The sequence below is a fragment of the Albidovulum sp. genome (assembly GCF_049646345.1).
Lineage (GTDB): Bacteria > Pseudomonadota > Alphaproteobacteria > Rhodobacterales > Rhodobacteraceae > Albidovulum.
On the sequence record NZ_JBARVQ010000737.1, the window covers coordinates 1 to 4,164 of the forward strand.

General features: G+C 59.8%; 4 protein-coding genes. 3 read left to right on the plus strand and 1 reads right to left on the minus strand.

Features of this window, described 5'->3' with window-relative positions:
- On the plus strand, positions 1–711 hold a 711-nt coding region (locus WBB85_RS19330; RefSeq protein ID WP_432640220.1), incomplete at its 5' end, for a penicillin-binding transpeptidase domain-containing protein.
- Between the two features lie 43 nt (positions 712–754).
- Here WBB85_RS19330 and WBB85_RS19335 read toward each other — a convergent pair.
- On the minus strand, positions 755–2,023 hold the full coding sequence (locus WBB85_RS19335; protein WP_432640221.1) for an arylsulfotransferase family protein: 1,269 nt from the start codon (positions 2,021–2,023) through the stop codon (positions 755–757).
- 158 nt (positions 2,024–2,181) lie between these two features.
- Here WBB85_RS19335 and prfB point away from each other — a divergent pair, with 158 nt between their 5' ends.
- On the plus strand, positions 2,182–3,306 hold the full coding sequence (prfB, locus tag WBB85_RS19340; RefSeq protein ID WP_432640222.1) for a peptide chain release factor 2: 1,125 nt from the start codon (positions 2,182–2,184) through the stop codon (positions 3,304–3,306).
- A 128-nt stretch (positions 3,307–3,434) separates the two neighbouring features.
- The coding region (locus WBB85_RS19345) for a DUF2189 domain-containing protein (protein WP_432640223.1) at positions 3,435–4,164 on the plus strand (730 nt) is incomplete at its 3' end.

The window sequence follows — 4,164 nt, forward strand, 5'->3', positions numbered from 1 at the left end:
GTGCAGGACCGCTGGGGCCGCACGGTCTATCGCCACGATCAGCGGAGCTGCGATGATTGCAAACTGGCGAGCCTCGGTCCCGGCGCGGCCCCGCGTATCGCCTCGAACCGCGAACGGGTGATGGATGCGGTGACCGCCTATCAGCTTACGTCGATGCTGCAGGGCGTTGTGCAACGCGGCTCGGGCTCGGGCGTGCGCCTGCCGGTGCCGACAGGGGGCAAGACCGGGACGACCAATGACGCCAAGGATGTGTGGTTCATCGGCTTTACGTCAAATATCGTGGCGGGCTGCTACATGGGCTATGACCAGCCCCGCTCGCTCGGTCGCGGTGCCTATGGCGGTACGCTCTGTGTGCCGGTCTTCAACGCCTTCATGAAGGACGCAGTGAAGAAATACGGCGGGTCCGATTTCAAGGTGCCCACGGGCGGCCATTTCATCAAGATCAACCGCTTTACAGGCGAGCGTCTTCCGGATGATGTCAGCGGCGATTTCGTTCAGGCCGAGTTCTTCCGGGATGGCGAGATTCCGATCTTCGGCATCGGCGCGATGGTCGATGGCGGGTTCGCCATGGGCCAGAACCTGCCGCTTTTCGCCTATGGCGAAAGCGGCGGGGATGAAGGCGGCACAACCGTGACCACGTCGAGTGGGCAGACAAAGGTCATTCCGAAGAAGGCGGATTTCGGCACGTTGAGTTCCGGCGGGCTTTACTGATCCCTGCGGGTTCCGGCGGGCGGATCGGTATGACCGGGCTGCCTTATGGGCACTTCCATGCGGCGACATCTTCGGCCGTATAAGGATAGCGCGTGGCCTCCATGACTTCCGGAACCTGTGTGTCGTCGTATTTCTCGATGGTCCATTCCCAGACAGGTTTTCCGGTCTGATCGACCTCAAGCGCGTGGCCGGCCCGCGCTTCAGTCAGCAGCATGTTGCCATTGGGCAATTGCTGCCACTTGCCGGACCATTTCGTGTAAAAATCCGGCGAGGCGTCAGTCGGGAACAGAACCTTGCGCTCTCCGGTATGCGGGCGGACCGCCTTGATACGCGTTCCGCCGAGGATTTTGCCGGTTTCGGTGCGGTCGAAGTTGTTGTCGAAAATGCCTATCCAGCCGTCGCCGATAAAATCCGGGTCATGCTGGAAGAGAGTGTCGGATGTGGTGTGCCATTTGACCTGGTAGGTTTCCGGGTCAAGAACCGCCACCATATGGATATCCCGCATCGACACCAGAATGTCGCCCGCATTGAAGAGCGGGTATTCATCGGCCATCTCGGGCGAGAGCGGTTCGACATCATTGAGGTGGAAGATATCACCGTCGCGCCGCTTGATCATGCGCATCACCACCTCTTGCAGCCCGGACCGGTCGAGCGCTTCGATGGAACTGATGGAGCGCAGAACCTCTCCGTCCGGGCTGAGCTGAACAAAAAGATCCTCATGCACGGGGTAGGCCAGCGCGGATGCGATTTTCTCATCCCGCCCATCGCGGCTGTCCAGCTTGCGGTTGCCTGACACCCAGATCGTGCCGTCCGCGGCGACCGAAACCGAATGATGCGGTCTGAGGTCTGAATGGGTCCACAACACATCACCGCAGGCCGAAATCTTTGCCAGACCGATGAAGGAGTAATTCGCCAGAATGTCGCCGTTCGGATAGAGGTAAGAGCCGTGCATGTAAGGGTATTTGACCCGGGTATCGAAGATCTCCTTGGGATCGGCGCCCCAACGATGCAGGACATTGCCATCGATATCGATCAGCCGCGCACCGCCATGCCAGCCGAATTCGGGAAAGTGCGAGGTGATGAAGGTCGTGCCCGGCGCCACCGCCGCGCGGTCATGAATGCGCGTACCCGCATAGTCATATCTGGCGCGCATAAGCCGCGAAGGTTCATCCGACAGCGATTTCACCTGCCCGACAGCCCATTGAAACAGCGAATAGGGTGGCAGGTTGAAATACGCGAAACCGAGACCGGCTGAAAATACGATGGCAAGAAGCGAAATTCCGGAAATCCAGGCCGCGGCGCGATCAAACATATATGTACTACTTTGTTGAGACGGTTCTGATCCACAACGAATAAAGGATCGCCAAGGGCGGTCAAGTATCCTGCGTCGCCGGTATTGGTGCCCCATGCTTGCCGAAGAGGACGGCGGTTGGTATCAGGTCCGCGCAACAACAGACGGAATCCCTGACAATGCGTGCCGAGATGGAGAACATTGCCGAGGCGATTGGAAAATCGCTCAAGCTTCTTGGTCAGCGCCTTGACTGGGAGACCGCACCGCATCGTCTGGAAGAGATGAATGCGATGATCGAGGACGGTGATCTCTGGTCCGATCCGGCCCGGGCGCAAAAGCTGATGCGCGACCGGCAGATGCTGATGGACGCGATCGAGACCTACCGCAAGGTCGAGCGTGAGCTGAAGGACAATGTCGAACTGATCGAGCTGGGCGAGATCGAGGACGACAAGGATATCGTCGCCGAGGCTGAAGGATCACTGAGGGCGCTCAAGGAATTCGCCGAAGCAAAAGAGCTGGAAGCGCTGCTGGACGGTGAGGCGGACGGCAATGACACCTTCCTGGAGATCAATGCGGGTGCCGGCGGGACCGAGGCCTGTGACTGGGCGCAGATGTTGCAGCGGATGTATGTCCGCTGGGCCGAGCAGCGCGGCTTTACGGTTGAGCTGCAATCGGAAGAGCCCGGGACCGAGGCCGGGATCAAATCCTGCGCCTACAAGATTTCGGGGCAGAATGCCTATGGCTGGCTGAAATCAGAAAGCGGCGTGCACCGGCTTGTGCGCATTTCGCCCTTCGGCAAGGGGACACGTGAAACCTCATTTGCATCGGTCTGGGTCTATCCCGTTGTCGACGACAATATCGAGATTGAGGTGGCACCGAACGACATCCGCATCGACACCTACCGGTCCTCGGGTGCCGGTGGACAGCACGTCAATACAACCGACTCGGCCGTGCGGATCACCCACGTCCCGACCGGGATTGTCGTGACCTCGTCGGAGAAGTCACAGCACCAGAACCGCGATATCGCGATGAAGGCGTTGAAATCGCGGCTGTATCAGATGGAGCTGGACCGGCGGAATGCCGCGATCAACGCCCAGCATGAGGCCAAGGGGTCGGCAGGCTGGGGCAACCAGATCCGGTCCTATGTGCTGCAGCCTTATCAGATGGTTAAGGATCTGCGCACCAGCCATGAGACGTCGGATACCCAAGGTGTGCTTGACGGCGATCTTGACGCCTTCATGGCCGCGACTTTGGCGATGGATGTGGCAGGGAAAAGCCGCGCCGAGGCGCAGGCGGACGACTGATCCTACGGCGGCCTTAAATTTTCTTCGAAAATTTGTCGATTTTTCGAAGAAAAATCGTGTCTTCCTGTTTGCTTGCGTCAGACCCGCGTTGTCCTCTAGCCTGACATGGCGCGCGAGAAAGGGGGACCATGTCGGAACATGATCGGGGGCCTGATCCCCTGCCGGATATTGGCGGCGTCGCTGTCTCCGATATCTCAGAAGTCCTGAAACTTGGTTGGCGGGATTTCCTGCGCGCGCCGCTTTTCGGGATCTTCTTCAGCGCTGTCTATGTCGCGGGCGGGCTGCTGTTGTGGAAGATCTACGGGCTCGCCGGGCAGCAATGGTGGCTGGCGCCGGTCGCTGTCGGCTTTCCCCTGCTTGCACCCTTTGCCGCCGTCGGCCTTTACGAGGTCAGCCGGAGGATCGAACAGGGATCGCCTTTGTCCTGGCGGGACGTGCTGGGTGTGGTTTTCGCCCAGAAGGACCGCCAGATTCCGGCCATGGCCGCAGTGATCATCGTCCTTTTTCTGTTCTGGGTCTTCGTGGCGCACGCACTTTTTGCGCTCTTCATGGGGCTTCGGGCCTTTACCGCGGGAACCGATCTCGTCTCGCTCTTCCTTCAGGGCAATGGGCCGTTGATGCTGTTGATCGGCGGCACAATCGGGGCCGGATTTGCCGGGGTGCTCTTTTCGGTAACTGTCGCCGGATTGCCCTTGTTGCTTGAACGGGAGGTCGACTTCGTCACGGCGATGATCCATTCGACCCGCGCCGTGATCGCCAATCTGCGGCCGATGCTGATCTGGGGCGCGGTGATTGCGCTGCTGCTGTTTGCGGGGATGGTGCCGATGTTCCTCGGGCTGTTCATCGTCCTGCCGGTTC

What these genes read in the sequence shown, in the direction of transcription:
- WBB85_RS19335 (WP_432640221.1), bottom strand. Translation starts at nt 2,023, where the DNA reads ATGTTTGATCGCGCCGCGGCCTGGATTTCCGGAATTTCGCTTCTTGCC.
- prfB (WP_432640222.1), top strand. Translation starts at nt 2,182, where the DNA reads ATGCGTGCCGAGATGGAGAACATTGCCGAGGCGATTGGAAAATCGCTC.